Here is a 14,362-nt window from a genome sequence, read left to right as displayed (position 1 = left end):
CNNTTCGGGCACCTGCAACACCATGGGTACGGCCTCGACCATGGCATCAATGGCCGAGGCGCTGGGCATGGCGCTGTCGGGCAATGCCGCGATCCCCGCGGTCGATAGCCGTCGGCGCGTGCTGGCGCAGTTATCGGGCCGGCGCATCGTGCAGATGGTCAAGGATGACCTCAAACCGTCGGACGTCATGACCCGGGCAGCTTTCGAGAACGCCATTCGCACCAATGCCGCGATAGGCGGTTCGACCAATGCCGTCATTCACCTGCTGGCCATCGCTGGCCGCATCGGGGTCGACTTGACGCTGGATGACTGGGATCGTTTCGGGCGGGACGTGCCCACAATCGTCAACCTGATGCCGTCGGGCGAGTACTTGATGGAGGAGTTCTTCTACGCGGGCGGATTGCCTGTCGTGCTCAAGCGTCTGGGCGAAGCCGGTCTGCTGCATAAAGACGTGTTGACGGTCTCTGGCGGCACGCTGTGGGACGAGGTCAAGGAAGTTCGCAACTGGAACGAGGAAGTGATTTTGCCTGAAGGCAGGGCGCTGGCGGCTTCGGGCGGCATCGTCGTGCTCAAGGGTAATCTGGCACCGAACGGGGCGGTGCTCAAGCCCTCGGCCGCCAGTCCCCACCTGATGACGCACCGAGGACGCGCGGTTGTCTTCGAAGACATCGACGATTACAAGGCGAAGATCAACGACGAGGCGCTGGATATCGACGAAACCTGCATCATGGTCCTGAAGAACTGTGGCCCCCGAGGCTATCCAGGCATGGCCGAAGTCGGCAACATGGGGTTACCCCCCAAGGTGTTGCGCAAGGGGATTACCGATATGGTGCGAATCTCGGATGCGCGCATGTCCGGGACGGCCTATGGCACAGTGATTCTGCACGCCGCGCCGGAGGCGGCAGCGGGCGGCCCGTTGGCGGTGGTGCGTACCGGAGACATGATCTCCTTGGACGTGCACGCTCGATCGCTGATCCTGGAGGTGTCGGACGTCGAACTGGCCGAGCGGCTGGCGACCTGGCGTCCAGTACATCAGCCTGTGTCCACCGGCTATATCTGGCTGCACCAACAGCATGTCGGCGGTGCCGATACTGGTGCCGACCTCGATTTTCTGAAAGGTTGCCGAGGCTCGGCGGTCGGCAAGGAGTCCCACTGATGAAAATCGCGCTCGTAGGTGTGGGAAAGATCGCCCAGGCCCAGCATGTGCCTGCTTTGCAGGCCTCGCCGCATTGGCGTCTGGCGGCGACGGTCTCGCAGGAGGGCAGTGTGAATGGCGTCAAGGCCTATACGGATTTCGACCGCTTCCTGGACGAAAATCCCGATATTCCCGTTGTGTCCTTGTGTGTGCCGCCCGCGGCGCGTTTCGACTATGCGTACCGGGCGTTGGAGGCAGGACGCCATATCATGCTCGAAAAACCGCCCGGTGCGACTCTGGCTGAAGTCGAGATCCTGTCCGCCCTGGCTCGACAGCGCGGGTTGACGATCTACACGACCTGGCATTCGCGCCTCGCTCACGCCGTCGCGCCAGCCAAGGTGTGGCTGGCTGGCAAGACCGTCAGCGCCGCGCGCATCGTCTGGAAGGAAGACGTGCGGCATTGGCATCCCGGCCAGATCTGGGTGTCGCAGCCTGGGGGGATGGGTGTGTTCGATACGGGTATCAATGCTTTCTCCATCCTCACCGAGATCCTGCCCGCGCCCGTGTATCTGCAGTCGGCCTCGCTTGAGGTGCCCGAGAACTGGCACGTGCCTATTGCTGCGCGCTTGCAGTTTTCCGGCAACGTGTACGCAGAGCTGGATTGGCGTCAGACAGGGCCGCAGACCTGGGATATGGAGATCGATACCGATCAGGGCAAGCTCGCCCTGCGCCTGGGCGGCAATGTGCTGGAGATCAACGGCAAAGCGGTCGCCGGGCAGGACAACATCGCGGGAGAGTACCCGGCACTGTATGCCCGCATGGCCGACCTGGTGGCCAACGGCGAATCCGAGGTCGACCTGATGCCTATGGTGCATGTGGCCGATGCGCTCAGCCTCGGCAGACGTACGGTGATTTCGCCCTTCGATTTGTCATTGTCTGCCAGCACAGCCGTGACCACGGGTCCAGCGGCATGAGCACGGTTTTCGACAGCCGTCCGTGCCATCTCGGCGAGGGCGCACTCTGGCATCCCCGACGCGAAATGCTGTTTTGGTTCGACATTCTGGACAACCGTCTGTTGGGGCGGGGAACGGATGGTATCTACGAGGCCGAGCTTTTCGAACGGCATTCAGCCGCTGCATGGATCGATGCCAGTCGGCTGCTGCTGGCCTCCGAGACCGGTCTGTGGTGCTTTGATCTGGATAGCCGGCAGCGTACTCTCGTGGCGGAAATCGAGGCGCAAGACGCCACGACACGTTCGAACGATGGCCGCGCCGACCCATGGGGCGGTTTCTGGATCGGCACCATGGGCAAGCAGGCCCAGCCTGGCGCTGGCGCCCTTTACCGTTTTTTCCAGGGCCGATTGGTGCGCATGAGGGCCGGGCTGACGATACCCAACGCGATCTGCTTTGCGCCGGATCGCAGCCGTGCGTATTTTGCCGACACGGCGATCCAGCGCGTGTGGCAGTGGACGCTGGATCCTGCGGGCTGGCCGCTAGGCGAACCGCAGGTGTTCATGGATTTTGCCGCGGCAGGGCTGTATCCCGATGGTGCAGTCACCGACGCAGACGGCGCGCTCTGGATCGCGCATTGGGGCGCGGGTTGCGTCGGCCATTATGACGCAGGGGGCGCTTGCCTCGCTCGCCGCGATCTGCCCTCGCCTCAGCCCACCTGCCCGGCATTCGGGGCCGGCCGCCTGTATGTGACTTCGGCGTGGGAAGGCATGCCGTCACAGGTGCGCGCGGCTCACCCGTTGGCCGGTCAGACCTTCGACCTGGGGCCGGTTGCGCGGGGACGCGACGAGCCCGCCTTTTCCCTGTGATTCTGTCCGTCCTGCTGCCTCGGCCGCCCTGGTGCATGACCCCGGAAGGCGTGACTCGGATTGAACTTTGATGCACTGCGGCAGTCGAATTAGCACTCGTATTAATAGAGTGCTAATATCAACTGATGCCCCTGTCAATTTCTATCTTGGAGGACGCAACCATGAAGCAACCCAGTAGTTCGTTGGCCCTGTCCGGCAACGCTCTGGCGCTGGCCGTTGCCAATCCGGGCTCACTAGGTACGATCGAAGCCTACATCTCGGCGGTCAATCACCTGCCGGTGTTGACTGCCGAGCGCGAAACCGAACTCGGCCGCCGTTTGCGCGACCAGGACGACATTCAGGCCGCCCGTGAGTTGGTGTTGTCGCACCTGCGCCTAGTGGTATCCGTTGCTCGCCAGTATCTAGGCTATGGCCTGCCCCATGCTGACCTCATCCAGGAAGGCAACGTCGGTCTGATGAAGGCCGTCAAGCGCTTTGACCCAGAACGTGGCGTGCGCTTGGTGTCGTTCGCCGTGCACTGGATCAAGGCCGAGATTCACGAGTTCATCATCCGCAATTGGCGCATGGTCAAGGTGGCCACCACCAAGGCCCAGCGCAAGCTGTTTTTCAATCTGCGCAGCATGCGTCCCGACGGTCATACACTCGACCCCGAGCAGGTCGATCGCATTGCCCAGGAACTGAACGTGCGCCGCGAGGACGTCAGCGAAATGGAGGTCCGCCTGTCGGGCCGCGACATGTCGCTGGAAAAACAGGACGACGAGGACGAGGCGTATGCGCCTATCTCGTATTTGTCCGACGAGGGCCATGCAGAGCCGACGCGCGTGCTTGATCGCCGTGAACACGATGAGCTGCAAGGCGAAGGCTTGGCGAACGCCTTGCAAGCCCTGGATGCACGCTCCCGCCGCATCATCGAGGCCCGCTGGCTCCAAGACGAAGGCGGAACCACGCTGCAAGAGCTGGCACAAGAGTTCGGCGTCTCCGCAGAGCGCATTCGCCAGATCGAATCTGCTGCACTAAAGAAAATGCGTGGCGCCTTGGCTGCCGCCTGATTCGCCCATTCTGTTGTACGCGAAAGCCCCGGCATAGCGATGCCGGGGCTTTCGCGTTTTGGGCAGGGTTATGGTTGAAACAAAATTTCCGTTATAGATACAATTTGATTCGATTTTCTGCTGCTGAAGACGGCTCGCACAGGAAACTTATTCGACGCCGCCGAGACTAAATACCTGTAGACCGCAATTGCCGCATCCCGGCGTGTAGTCTTGCATCCGTTTCGGCTTCTCCTCTTCCCCTCCCCTATGAAACGGATGCTTGCAGGGCACCTCGCATATCGGTGCCCTATTTTTTTGCCTGCAGCCAGGCGGCATCACTCAGGCGCCGTACGCCGGTCGCCAGCGATCCGTCACGGTACAGTTTCAGCCAGCGGTACCCCGGCGGGGAGTCGTCCAGCACGTGCTGGCCGTCGCGGATGCTGAACTGAAAGCACGTCGACGGGGTGGCCAGCAGGCGCATGTGGTGGCGGCGGCGGTCAAATGCCTGGTGGACATGGCCCCACAACAGCACCCGCGCGCGCGGCAGGTTGGCCAGACGCTGAAACAGCGCTTGCGCATTGTCCACCATCATCTTGTCGGGAAAGCTGCTGTCCATTTGTACCGGATTGTGGTGCAGCGCAACGAGTACGTGCCGATCGCCTGCCAAAGCCGATGCCTGTTCCAGCAGATCGAATTGTTCTTCACTGATATGGCCCGCGTTCGAGTCGGGTACCGTGGAATCCAACAAAATGATGCGCCAGGCGCCGATGTCCGTGACAGGCTGTGCCCAGAGTCCCATGGTTTCACGCAGGAGTCGCGGATCATCGTGATTGCCCGGCAGGCAGCGCACTGGCCAGTCAGTCTGCTCCAGCAGACTGCGCAGGCGTCGATAGGCCTGGACAGAGCTATCTTGCGACAGATCTCCGGTCGCCAGCAATAGATCGGGGCGATGCCCGTTGGCGCGAACCAAGTCCATCACCGCACGCAAACTGGCATCGGTGTTGACTTGGCACATGACGCTTTCTGGTTCAGCCATCAGATGTAAATCCGTCAGCTGCACCAGCAGTGTTGGCGCGTCGGCGCGGCCCGCGCTGGTAGTCGAACCCGGCAAGAGGCCTCCTGAATATCCAATAAAGCTCAGTACCATACCCAAAAAGCGTCCCCACTGGACCATTTGAACAGTCCCGACCCGTAACGAAACGTGCGCCGCAGCGGCATCTTCGCTGGAACGCCGTAAAAAAAGCTATCCTTGTTCTCTGTCTGATACGTTTGCGGCTTGTACACCCTTCATGGATATAGGTTTTATTGTTTTCGGTTTATCCGGCCTACTCACATTGGTGTGCTTCATGCCGCCCTTGGCCGGTCGCGTCAAGCTGCCCTATTCAGTCCTGTTGGCCATTGTGGGTTGCTTGCTGGGTATCGGACTGCACTTGCATGGTTGGGCTCCGCCCGTGCTGGGGGATCTGTTCGACACCATCGAACGTTTCGAGATTTCATCCGAAACCTTCTTGATGGTGTTCCTGCCGGTGCTGTTGTTTGAAACCGCCCTGGCCATGAATGTGCGTCGCTTGATGGACGATATCGGTCCTATTTTGATGATGGCCATCGTGGCGGTGGTGGTGTGTACCGTCGTGGTCGGTTTCACCGTCAATGCCGTGTCGTCGTATGGACTGGTGGCGTGTCTGCTGCTGGGGGCGATCGTGGCCACGACAGACCCGGTGGCGGTGGTGGGGATATTCCGCGAGGTCGGAGCTCCCAAGCGATTGACTACGCTCGTCGAGGGCGAAAGCCTGTTCAACGATGCCGCCTCGATTGCTTTGTATTCCGTGCTGCTCGCGGTGCTGGGCGGCACGGGCACGCTGTCGGTCAGCGGCATATTCACTGACTTCGTCGTGCACTTTATCGGCGGTGGATTGGCGGGTTATGTCATGGGCCGCGGGGCATGCTTTCTATTTGCCTGGCTGCGCGGGTTTCCTACCGCCGAGATCACGCTGACGCTGACCCTGGCATATCTGTCCTTTTTCATTTCCGAACATTATTTGGGCGTGTCTGGCGTGGTCGCCACTGTGATTGCAGGGCTGGTGGTGGGCTCGACGGGACGGACCCGCATGTCGCCCGTGACGTTCGAGCATCTGGCCAGTTCCTGGGAGCAGTTCGGATTCTGGGCGAACTCGCTGATCTTTATTTTTGCCGCGATGCTGGTCCCCAAACTGATGGCCGCGACCGATCTGCAAGAGCTGCTGCTGGTCGTAGTGGTCTTTGTGGTGACACTGCTGGCGCGCGGTATCGTCGTGTTCGGCCTGTTGCCGCTGCTCGGATTGACGCCGCTGGGCACCAAAGTCAGTACGCCCTACAAGCTTGTCATGATGTGGGGCGGCCTGCGGGGCGCCGTATCGTTGGCCTTGGCGCTGGCCGTGACGGAACAAGCGGCAGTACCTGAGGACGCGCGGCACTTTATCGCGGTTGTGACGACGGGCTTTGTACTGTCGACACTGTTTGTTAATGGCATGACCTTGCGTCCGTTGATTCGCATGCTGGGGCTGAACCAGCTATCGATGGTCGAACGCACGATCCGTAATCAGGCGCTGGTCGTCGCGCTCGAGGGTTTGCAGGACAAGGCCGACGACATCGCGAAAACAGACCATATCAGCCCCGAGGCCCGTGATCGTATTCACGCCGTGTTCGATGCGAGCCTGGCCAGTGTGCACGATGGTCAGGTGAGCCAGATGACCGATGAGCAACGCGTCGCGGTGGGGCTCGTCATCCTGGCGCAGCGCGAGCAGGAAATGTTCTTTGATATTCTGAAAGCGCAAATTGTGGATTGGCGCATGGCGGAATCCTTGCTGGCCCGGTCCGAACGCCTGGAAGACGCCATACGCACGGGGGGGGTGGAGGGCTTTGAACGCGGCATCGTAGCGGACGTGCGCTATTCGAGGGCGTTTCGCCTGGCTCTGCGCATGCATTACATGTTTGGCTTTCAAGGCTGGCTGGCCTATGAGCTGGGACAGCGCTTTGCCGGTCTATTGACCAAGCAATCCGTGGCTCAACGGCTGATTGTCTTTTCTCGAGAACAGATCGCGCCATTACTGGGCGAGACGGCTGCCCAGCAAATTGTGGCGGTACATCAACGGCGCTTGGATCTGATCGCCCATGCGTTGCAGGCGCTCAATCTGCAATACCCCTCATATGCTTTGTGGCTGCAAGAAAGCTATCTGGGGCGTACGGCGCGCGAGCTCGAACGCATCCGTTATCACGACATGCTGGAGCAATTCCTCATCAGTGGTGAAGTGTACGCAGATCTGATGAACCAGTTGAAGAGCCGCTGGCGTCACATTGACAAGCATCCCCCTCTGGATATGGAGCTCGGCGCTGCAGAGTTGATTACCCGGGTGCCTTTGTTCGAGGGCTTGAGTGCCGATTCATTGCGTGCCATCAGCCGGCTCCTGAAACCACGCCTGGCCTTGCCCGATCAACCCGTGTTGACGCGTGGTCGGCATGGACTGGAAATGTGTTTCGTAGCCTCTGGTGCGGTGTCTGTGCAGTTGCCTGACGGCACCGCGATCGAGTTGGGCAGCGGTGAGTTCTTCGGCGAGTTGGCGCTATTGGGCGAGCAACAAATCACGCCCGATGTCTATTCGTTGGGCTACAGCAAATTACTGATGCTGTCGCTGCGTGATTTTGAGGCCCTTTTGGCGCGGGACGTGAATTTGCGCGAACGAGTCCAGGTCGTGGCCAAACAGCGCTTGCGCGCTATCGAAGTCTGGCGGCAGTTTTCTCAGACTGGGACAACGTCGCCTTCGGCGACACCCGTCCCGCAAGTGACTGCACCGCCGCCCGAAACGCCTTCCGCTGCGCCCGCCGCAGCAGCGTCGTCGAATCTGGCGTCTGCGGCCGTATCCGGAGGCACCGCACCGTCAGAACCAGCGCCTGCGGCTGCCCCCGAGGTGGAGACGCCGGCGAGACCGCCATCGCCCCCTTCTGCTGCGCAAGAGGCGTGAGCGTCAGATTTCGCCGTGGGCGCGGCGCTGGGTGATGTCTTCGAGGATCACCAGTGCCGCTTCGACGGTGAATTCGCCATCGGCGATCTGACGCACGGCCTCGGCGACCGTGATGTGGGCGATTTCCATGACTTCGCCATCCTGGTTTGCCGGTTGTGTGTCAGCCGGCAGGACGCAGGTGCTGGTCAGCAGGTCCTCGACCTGATACCCCTCCGGCAATCGACGCTGCACGCGCAGTATCGTGCGCAGTGGCGTGCGTGTCGTCAGCGACGCGGGCGCGAGGCCGGCTTCTTCTGCGCATTCTCGCAACAACCCTTGTTCCAGATCTTCTTGTGTACTGACCAGGCCGCCTACCAAGGTGTCCCACATGCCGGGGTCCGTCGATTTGCTGAGTGCGCGTCGCGCTACCCACAGGCGGCCATCCGGGGTCCATGCGTTCAGGTGCACCGCGCGCGTCAATAGCCCGAGCGGACGCATGGCGGCGCGTTCGATGATGCCCAGGCATCCGTCAGGGCCGAGGACATCCATCAGCTCGTCACGCCACCCACGCAGGCAGTCCGCCTCGCGTAGTGTTTGCGCAACCTGAGCCAATAGTGCGTTCAGCTCAGGTCCGATGGCAAGCCCGGCACCGATGCGCAGCGCATCGGTCTCTACCTGTACTTTCGGCAGCCGCCTGAGCGCATCGCAGGCGGCGTGCGTCGCCCACCCGCAACACCGATCGGCGATGTATAGTGGCCGCGCCAACTCGGGGGGCGGCTCTTGTACACGTTGCGTGAATTGCGCGTACAGCGCGGCCATCCGGGCCGGTTCATGATGAAAAGAAGTCGTCAGCATGAGGGGATTTTAGTGCACCGCGAGCACCGCAGACGGGCCGATCTCGCACAGTTGTGTATGATGCTAGAGCGCTGGATAACATCGGCGGTGGTGCGTCCGCTATAATTCCGCGGTTCTTTGTGATTCGAGTGGGGTAAACCGGCTTCGAGTCTGTTTCGCACCTGCCGTCTTAAATAATTGCGTGGATTCCGCCCTCTCGCGGCTAAGCGGGCGCGGAAGAGCCCGCGACATGTTTCGGAGTAAGCATGAAGAAGTGGTGGAGAGGGATACTGGGCGCCTGTGTATTGCTGTTTAGCTGTGCCGTTGGTGCGCAGGTACAAGACATGCCCGGCGGCCCAAAAGTTGATCAGCTGAATCTGCACGAAGGCGTCACCCAGATAGCACAGGATGTCATGTGGCTGCATTGGCTGCTGCTGATAATCTGTGGTGTGATTTTCATTGGCGTCTTCGGCGTCATGTTCTACTCCATTTGGGCGCACCGAAAATCACGCGGCCATAAAGCCTCCACTTTCCATGAGCATCTGGGCGTCGAAGTCGCCTGGACGGTCATTCCCTTTTTCATCGTGATCGCCATGGCGCTGCCGGCTACCAAGACGGTCGTCGCCATGAAAGACACGTCCAGTCCCGATCTGACTGTCAAGGTTACGGGCTATCAATGGAAATGGGGCTACGAATACCTCGATGGGCCCGCCGCCGGCGTCAAGTTCCTGGCGACATTGTCCACGCCTCGTGCCCAGATCGAGGGTAAAGAGCCCAAGGGCCAGTACTATTTGATGGAGACCGACAACCATCTGGTGGTGCCGGTCGACAGAAAAATCCGCATCGTCCTGACGGCGGGCGATGTCATCCATTCCTGGATGGTCCCCGACTTTGGCGTCAAGCAGGACGCGATTCCCGGATTCCTGCGTGATACCTGGTTCCGTGCACAAAAAACCGGCATCTACCGAGGACAGTGTGCGGAGCTCTGTGGCAAAGACCACGCCTTCATGCCCATCGTGGTCGAGGTTCTGCCTCAGGCCGAGTACGACGCCTGGGCCGAAGACCAGAAAAAGAAAATGGCCGCCAACGCCGACGATCCCAACAAGGAATGGACCAAAGAAGAGCTCATCGCCCGCGGCGAGAAAGTCTATGGCGCGAACTGCGTGGCCTGTCACCAGGCCAACGGCAAGGGCGTACCCGGTTCGTTCCCTGCGCTTGACGGCGACAAGACGGTGCTGGGTCCCAAGGACGCTCAACTGCAGACGGTGCTGCACGGCCGTCCCGGTACCGCGATGGCGGCGTTTGCCGGTCAGCTGAATGACGTTGAAATCGCCGCCGTCATTACCTATACGCGCCACGCCTGGAGCAATGCGGGCAAGGGCGAAGACCCCGTGGTACAGCCCAAGGACTCGGTGGCCAAGCGCTAGTCGCCGGCCCCGGCCCTTGTTGTAGTCGCACCCGTTACGAGACACGACCGGCCCCGTCAAACGAGGCCGGCACATAGCAGGAAGGAGTCGATCATGAGCAGCGTCACTGTAGACCACGTGTCGCCAGGCCACGGACAGGGCCACGACCACGGCCACGATGACCATCACCACGCGATCCCTACGGGATGGCGCCGCTGGCTATTTGCGACCAACCACAAAGACATCGGGACGATGTATCTCATCTTCTCGTTTGTCATGCTGCTCGAGGGCGGCACGCTGGCGCTGTTGCTGCGCACCGAGCTCTTTGAGCCCGGGCTGCAGTTCTTTCAGCCGGAGCTGTTCAACCAGTTCACCACCATGCACGGCCTGATCATGGTGTTCGGCGCGATCATGCCGTCATTCGTGGGCTTTGCAAACTGGATGATTCCGATGCAGATCGGCGCGTCCGACATGGCTTTTGCCCGCATGAATAACTTCAGCTTCTGGCTGCTGCCCGTGGCTGCCATCATGCTGACGGCATCGTTCTTTGTGCCAGGCGGCGCGACGGCTGCCGGCTGGACGCTGTATGCTCCGCTGTCGGCCCAGATGGGCCCAGGCATGGACCTGGCTATTTTTGCCGTGCACATCATGGGCGCGTCGTCCATCATGGGTGCGATCAACGTCATCGTCACGATTTTGAACATGCGTGCACCGGGCATGACGCTGATGAAGATGCCCTTGTTCTGCTGGACCTGGCTGATCACGGCGTTCTTGCTGATTGCCGTGATGCCCGTGCTGGCAGCTGCCATCACCATGGTGCTGACCGATCGCCATTTTGGCACCGGCTTTTTCAACGCGGCCGCCGGCGGTGACCCGGTGCTTTATCAGCACGTGTTCTGGTTCTTCGGGCATCCCGAGGTCTACATCATGATCTTGCCGGCGTTCGGCATCGTGTCGGCCATCGTGCCCGCCTTTGCCCGCAAAAAGCTGTTCGGCTATGCTTCCATGGTGTATGCGACCTCGGCGATTGCGGTGCTGTCGTTCATCGTGTGGGCTCACCACATGTTTACCACCGGCATGCCCGTCACCGGCCAGTTGTATTTCATGTACGCCACCATGTTGATTTCCATCCCGACCGGGGTAAAGGTTTTCAACTGGATCGCGACCATGTGGCGCGGTTCGATGACCTTTGAAACCCCGATGCTGTTCGCGGTGGGCTTTATCTTTGTGTTCACCATGGGCGGCTTTACGGGCCTGATCCTGTCGGTCGCGCCCATCGATATCCAGGTGCACGATACCTACTACGTGGTGGCGCATTTCCATTACGTGCTGGTGGCTGGCTCGTTGTTCGCCCTGTTTGCAGGCGCCTATTACTGGGTACCCAAATGGACCGGCCGCATGTACAACGAAAAACTCGGCAAATGGCATTTCTGGTCGACGCTGATTTCGTTCAACGTGACGTTCTTCCCGATGCACTTCCTGGGTCTGGCCGGCATGCCGCGCCGCTATGCCGACTACGCCGCGCAGTTCACGACGTTCCACCAGATCGCCACCATCGGCGCATTCTGGTTCGGCCTGTCGCAACTGCTGTTCCTGTACACCATCCTGCGTTGTTACCGTGGCAAGGGCGAGGTCGCTGCCGCAAAACCCTGGGAAGGCGCCGAGGGCCTGGAATGGACCGTGCCATCGCCGGCCCCGTTCCATACCTTTGAAACGCCGCCCGAGGTCAAGTGAATCCGACTCGCAGGTTGTCATGACTCCAGAACAACGTCGTCGTAACCGGATTATCGGATTGGTCTTGCTGGCGCTGGTGGTGGCCATCTTTGCCTGGACCTTCTTTCGAGGTTCGGCGACGCTGGGTGGCGTAGCCGTGAAGTAGGTAACCATGACACACGACATCCGGAATGCCTCGCAACGCAAGCTGAATTTCCTGCAAACGCTGAAAGCGGTGTTGTGGGGCATGTTTGGCGTGCGGCGCGGGGCAGGCTACGAAGAGGATGCGGGCAAACTGAATCCCGTGCATCTGATCGTGGCCGGCGTGTTGGCTGGCGTGATTTTTGTGTTGGTGCTAGTCGCTATCGTGCGATGGGCCGTGGCTAGTTTGAGCTAAGGAGAAGACCATGAGTGCAAGCCACTCGGTTCAAGGAAAAGAGGCACCGTACTACTACGTACCGGCGGATTCTGCTCATCCCGTGCGCAGCGCTGTGGCTTTGCTGGCAACGGGGATAGGCGCGGCTGCCTGGGTCAACGATGTCAGTTGGGGAAAGTGGCTGGTCCTGGCCGGGATACTCAGTCTGATAGTCGTGTTGTATTTCTGGTTCGGCGACGCTATACACGAGTCCGAGACGGGAATGAACAGCAAGCGCATCGACCTGTCGTATCGCTGGGGCATGAGCTGGTTCATCTTTTCCGAGGTCATGTTCTTTGCGGGTTTTTTTGGCGCGCTCTGGTACGTGCGTACGATCACGACGCCCTGGCTGGGAGACCTGGACCACAAACTGATGCTTTGGCCGGATTTCCAGGCGGCATGGCCGAATTTCGGGCCGGCAGGCGTCGTCGAGCATTTCCAGACGGTCGGCCCGTTCTGGCTGCCCACCATCAACACCGCCTTGCTGTTGTCCTCGGGCGTGACGCTGACCATCGCGCACCATGCCTTGCGTGAGAACCATCGCGGTAAAACCATGTTCTGGTTGTTTGCGACCGTGGTGTTGGGCTTTGTGTTTGTGGCCTGTCAGGCTTATGAATACCATCACGCCATCACCGAACTGAATCTGAAATTCAACTCAGGCGTGTATGGGTCGCTGTTCTACATGTTGACTGGATTCCACGGCTTTCACGTCATTATGGGCGCGACCATGCTGACGGTGATCCTGATTCGTTTGATGCGCGGACACTTTACGGCCGACCATCATTTTGGTTTCGAGGGCGCAGCCTGGTATTGGCACTTTGTGGACGTGGTCTGGCTCGGCCTGTACCTGTTCGTGTATTGGTTCTAAATCGTCTGAGCGACCGCGAATGCCCCCGTCAGGGGGCATTCGCACACCAGCGATTGTGATTTGCTGCGAGGGAATGCACCGACGGCCGTATTGTGGCCGGCCAGCCACGCTGGCGCTCATCGATAACCGGTGCTTTCGATCCAGCCCATATGATGGGCGAACAAGACAAACAGAAATAGGGCGACCGACAGCCCGATACGTACGGTCAGTGCGTTGACGGTCCGATTGGTCGTGCCCTTGTCTTTCATCAAATAAATCAGCGCAGAGGCGAGACTGGCCAAAATACCGATGAATGCCAAGACGACAAATATGCGCATTTTGGCCTCCGGGTAAAACGGAATTATTGCAGACATGGCTCATTCAGTTCGGCGTATCTTTGCGGCTTTGGTATTGCTGGGCGTAGCCGTTGCAGTGCTGGCGTCACTGGGGGCGTGGCAACTGCGCCGTGCCGATGAACGGCGAGCCATTGCCGCCAGTATCGAGGCTGGACGGGCACAGCCGCCATTGGTATTGACCCCCGAGACGCAGTCCGATGTGCTGACTGCCTGGCGGCCGGCCCAGGCCACAGGGCAATGGCTGAATCAATACAGCGTCCTGCTGGATAACCGCAATCAGGACGGCAAGCCCGGCTATTGGCTGGCCACGCCGCTATTGCTGGACGCCGCGAGTCACCGGGCGGTGCTGGTTCTGCGAGGCTGGTTGCCGCGCTCGCTGTCCCCCCCGTCGTCTTCATCTCCGTCACCCAGGTCATCGGCGCCGCAATTACCCGACACGCCGGCCGGTGTGCAGTCCGTCATCGGCGAGCTGTCTGCGCGCGTGCCTCGTTTGTTCGAACTCTGGTCATTGGGCGGCGCGTCGCAGGGGCAGTTACCCGACGCGCTGCCTGCCGCGGACGGCCGTGTGCCTCAAGTCCAGAATCTGGAGTTGCCCGCCTATGCTCGAGCCACCGGTCTGAGCCTGCTGCCGGCCGTGCTGATGCAAACGCGTGGCGCGGATACACTGGTGCGCGATTGGCCCCAACCTTCGGTCGATTACAACCAGAATCGGGGTTATGCCTTGCAGTGGTTCTCGTTCGCTGCGATTGCGGCGGCTGCCTGGCTGGTGCTGGCATGGCGTGCCTTGCGCCGCCGGCGCGAACGCCAATTCGATGGTTCCCAGAACCCTTGA

14 protein-coding genes are annotated in these 14,362 nt (G+C 60.5%); 11 read left to right on the top strand and 3 right to left on the bottom strand.

What is annotated here, in order from left to right:
- Positions 1–3: 3 nt before the first annotated feature.
- The 4 genes from ACNA0I_RS03760 to rpoH all read left to right on the top strand — a co-directional run.
- A partial coding sequence (locus ACNA0I_RS03760; protein WP_415804707.1) for a dihydroxy-acid dehydratase occupies positions 4–1,156 on the top strand: 1,153 nt, incomplete at its 5' end.
- On the top strand, positions 1,156–2,109 hold the full coding sequence (locus ACNA0I_RS03755; protein ID WP_415804706.1) for a Gfo/Idh/MocA family protein: 954 nt from the start codon (positions 1,156–1,158) through the stop codon (positions 2,107–2,109). The genes ACNA0I_RS03760 and ACNA0I_RS03755, both read left to right, overlap by 1 nt.
- Positions 2,106–2,954, top strand: a complete 849-nt coding sequence (locus tag ACNA0I_RS03750) for an SMP-30/gluconolactonase/LRE family protein (RefSeq protein ID WP_415804705.1) — start codon at positions 2,106–2,108, stop codon at positions 2,952–2,954. The genes ACNA0I_RS03755 and ACNA0I_RS03750 overlap by 4 nt, the downstream gene beginning before the upstream one ends.
- A 161-nt stretch (positions 2,955–3,115) precedes the next feature.
- The gene (rpoH, locus tag ACNA0I_RS03745) at positions 3,116–4,003 is read left to right on the top strand and encodes an RNA polymerase sigma factor RpoH (protein ID WP_415804704.1); all 888 of its coding nucleotides are present in this window, start codon (positions 3,116–3,118) and stop codon (positions 4,001–4,003) included.
- A 286-nt stretch (positions 4,004–4,289) separates the two neighbouring features.
- Here rpoH and ACNA0I_RS03740 read toward each other — a convergent pair whose 3' ends face one another.
- Positions 4,290–5,093, bottom strand: coding sequence for a phosphodiesterase (locus ACNA0I_RS03740; protein ID WP_415804703.1), 804 nt, complete (start codon positions 5,091–5,093; stop codon positions 4,290–4,292).
- A 178-nt stretch (positions 5,094–5,271) separates the two neighbouring features.
- Here ACNA0I_RS03740 and ACNA0I_RS03735 point away from each other — a divergent pair, with 178 nt between their 5' ends.
- Positions 5,272–7,980 (top strand): cation:proton antiporter, encoded by a 2,709-nt coding sequence (locus ACNA0I_RS03735; protein ID WP_415804702.1) that lies wholly within the window; start codon positions 5,272–5,274, stop codon positions 7,978–7,980.
- A 3-nt stretch (positions 7,981–7,983) separates the two neighbouring features.
- Here ACNA0I_RS03735 and ACNA0I_RS03730 read toward each other — a convergent pair whose 3' ends face one another.
- Positions 7,984–8,814, bottom strand: coding sequence for an NUDIX hydrolase (locus ACNA0I_RS03730; protein WP_415804701.1), 831 nt, complete (start codon positions 8,812–8,814; stop codon positions 7,984–7,986).
- A gap of 245 nt (positions 8,815–9,059) precedes the next feature.
- Between ACNA0I_RS03730 and coxB the strand changes: the two genes are divergently transcribed.
- The 5 genes from coxB (at position 9,060) to ACNA0I_RS03705 (ending at position 13,195) form a co-directional block, all read left to right on the top strand.
- A complete protein-coding gene (gene coxB / locus ACNA0I_RS03725) occupies positions 9,060–10,220 on the top strand; it encodes a cytochrome c oxidase subunit II (RefSeq protein ID WP_415804700.1) in 1,161 nt (386 codons plus the stop codon).
- Between the two features lie 93 nt (positions 10,221–10,313).
- A complete protein-coding gene (gene ctaD / locus ACNA0I_RS03720) occupies positions 10,314–11,933 on the top strand; it encodes a cytochrome c oxidase subunit I (protein WP_415804699.1) in 1,620 nt (539 codons plus the stop codon).
- A gap of 19 nt (positions 11,934–11,952) precedes the next feature.
- Positions 11,953–12,078 carry a cytochrome oxidase small assembly protein gene (locus tag ACNA0I_RS03715; RefSeq protein ID WP_217903900.1) on the top strand — a complete coding sequence of 42 codons (126 nt, stop codon included), beginning with the start codon at positions 11,953–11,955 and terminating at the stop codon, positions 12,076–12,078.
- Between the two features lie 6 nt (positions 12,079–12,084).
- Positions 12,085–12,309: a DUF2970 domain-containing protein gene (locus tag ACNA0I_RS03710; protein WP_415804698.1), complete on the top strand. Its 225-nt coding sequence runs from the start codon at positions 12,085–12,087 to the stop codon at positions 12,307–12,309.
- Positions 12,310–12,319: 10 nt separating this feature from the next.
- Complete coding sequence (locus ACNA0I_RS03705; RefSeq protein WP_415804697.1) at positions 12,320–13,195, top strand: cytochrome c oxidase subunit 3; 876 nt, start codon at positions 12,320–12,322, stop codon at positions 13,193–13,195.
- 116 nt (positions 13,196–13,311) lie between these two features.
- Here ACNA0I_RS03705 and ACNA0I_RS03700 read toward each other — a convergent pair whose 3' ends face one another.
- A complete protein-coding gene (locus tag ACNA0I_RS03700; protein WP_094819629.1) occupies positions 13,312–13,512 on the bottom strand; it encodes a twin transmembrane helix small protein in 201 nt (66 codons plus the stop codon).
- Positions 13,513–13,546: 34 nt separating this feature from the next.
- On the opposite strand from ACNA0I_RS03700, the gene ACNA0I_RS03695 reads away from it, so the two are divergent.
- Positions 13,547–14,362, top strand: coding sequence for an SURF1 family protein (locus ACNA0I_RS03695; protein ID WP_415804696.1), 816 nt, complete (start codon positions 13,547–13,549; stop codon positions 14,360–14,362).

The sequence above is a fragment of the Bordetella muralis genome (assembly GCF_965139205.1).
GTDB classification, from domain to species: domain Bacteria; phylum Pseudomonadota; class Gammaproteobacteria; order Burkholderiales; family Burkholderiaceae_B; genus Bordetella_A; species Bordetella_A muralis.
The sequence above is the reverse complement of the archived record's forward strand: the minus strand, read 5'-3'. Positions and strand labels throughout refer to the sequence as shown.